2 protein-coding genes are annotated in these 1,948 nt (G+C 46.0%); both read right to left on the reverse strand.

Features of this window, described 5'->3' with window-relative positions:
- Positions 1–854 (reverse strand): type IX secretion system membrane protein PorP/SprF (locus R2Q77_RS20975; RefSeq protein ID WP_316805663.1); only part of this gene is annotated, 854 nt, incomplete at its 3' end.
- 86 nt (positions 855–940) lie between these two features.
- A partial coding sequence (locus R2Q77_RS20980; protein ID WP_316805664.1) for a gliding motility-associated C-terminal domain-containing protein occupies positions 941–1,948 on the reverse strand: 1,008 nt, incomplete at its 5' end.

A 1,948-nucleotide genomic window follows, 5' to 3' on the forward strand; every position in this document is an offset into this window, starting at 1 on the left:
TAGGCATAACCAATCCGTAAGTTGCTGCTCGCAAAAAACTGCGCCGCCACAACACCCGAATTCAGGTTGCTCAAGTCTTTCTGAAGGTAACTCTTATCATATAATTTTACCCCGGTCCGGTAAGAACCTCCAAGCCATACCTTATCGGCAAGGATTAAAAACGCGTTTATGTCTAAACTGGTTGGACCCCCGCGGTCATCTTTTAATAAAAATGAGGGTTTAAGCTGAAGGTCTTCATTAATAGGTAAAAGCATCCCGGCTGTTAAATAATAATGTGGCTTGGGTTGTGCTATAAAGGCATAACGGTCAATATCAATATACTGTGAAACCAAATTATCGGCAGAAAAACCTGCATAAAAACGGTTGTTCGAAAAGTATACCCCTGCACGGGCATCGGGCAAAATAGTGCTCTGTATGCCTACCGGCTGGTTGACCTCAAAATCGTTGGGGTTTAACAAAGAGCCGTCAATCCCCAGCTGTACCGCACCAACCCCTATACCAAAGGCCAGCCTCGAGGAGCCGTCTTCGTTCATCGGAATCCGGTAAGCGTAGTTGGCATAAGCGCCAAGGTTGCGCTGGGCTCCAATCCTATCACTCGAAATCTGCAGCGCCAAACCTACATTACCGTTGTTTGCAATTGCATCAACCGCAATCGACATCGTGGTGGGCGAACCTTCTATACCTGTCCACTGGTTGCGGTAAAACGCATGCAGGTTTAACTGCTCCTTATAACCGGCATAGGCCGGGTTAATGTAAATTCCGTTAAACATATACTGACTAAACTGCGCATCCTGCTGGCCTTTTGCCAGCAATACGTTTATCGTGAGTATCGTGAGTATAAATATCTTTTTCATTTCTTATCTTAATTATCGGTTTGGTGGAATGGGAGTTGGCTAAAAACCTAAAGGATTTTAACCATTCAGCATCCAAGCGTTAATTTTTATTTCTTAAATGCCCTGATCAAAGTAATGTAGCCTTTAAATACCTGCCATGATGAGCCCGCTGATTCTTTTACCCGGAGTACATAAAAATAGGTGCCTTCGTTTAAACCCTCACCGGTCCAGTTGTTCTGGTACCCGCTCGCTTTATAAACTTCGTTGCCCCACCGGTTTACAATAACCAGGTCATTCTCTGCAAATAACTCTAAACCGCGGATCTCAAAAGTATCGTTCGTCCCATCGCCATTGGGGGTATATAAATTGGGGATAAACAACGTAGAACCCGAAACGGCCAGTTTGGTAAAGTAGCCTCCGTTGGCCGCCATATCGGTAGAAATGGCTACATTATTCCGGGTATGTACGCCAATGGCCGGATTCGTCCCTTTTAAAATATCCCATTTATCGCCGCTTAAGTACCGTGCTATTGCCGCATTTGCATCTTTAAACAAGGCGCCGTTGGTGTTGCTGTTGTGCTGTAAAATCATATTGGCAGTAAGAGAAGGCGATCCATAAATGTGCCATACACGGTCCATGCCCAGTGCAGGGTCTTTAATCGCTTTGTTGGCTCCCGCATAATCCTGTACGCTTACAAACAGTTTACCGGCACTGCCCGGCGTTAATGTGGCAGGCGTATAATCTCCTTCTTCAATCCCTACCGGAAATACAAATCCATCGCTGCCTGCATAATCCTTTATCATATGCCCTGCAAGGCTGTTGCCGGTAACCACCATACGGTCTTTACTATAATTAACAATTTTTCCGGAATTGCTGAAAGCCAGGTTGTAACCATTCAAAATAATATCGGCACGGTTTACCGCTAAATCCAGTGTACCCCCGATGTTCAGTTCGGCAGATAAAGCACCGGCCGGACTGGTGGTGTTATACCCCGGGTCGGCAACATCGGCAAGCAGGATGTTTTCGGCATTGCGGTGCTCTACAATCAGGTTAATGAAATTACCGTTGTTACCGTCAATACGGGTGGGCCCGGAGGCCATGCCCGGATAAAATGG

The organism is Pedobacter nototheniae (genome assembly GCF_032678625.1).
In the GTDB taxonomy this organism is placed as follows: domain Bacteria; phylum Bacteroidota; class Bacteroidia; order Sphingobacteriales; family Sphingobacteriaceae; genus Pedobacter; species Pedobacter nototheniae_A.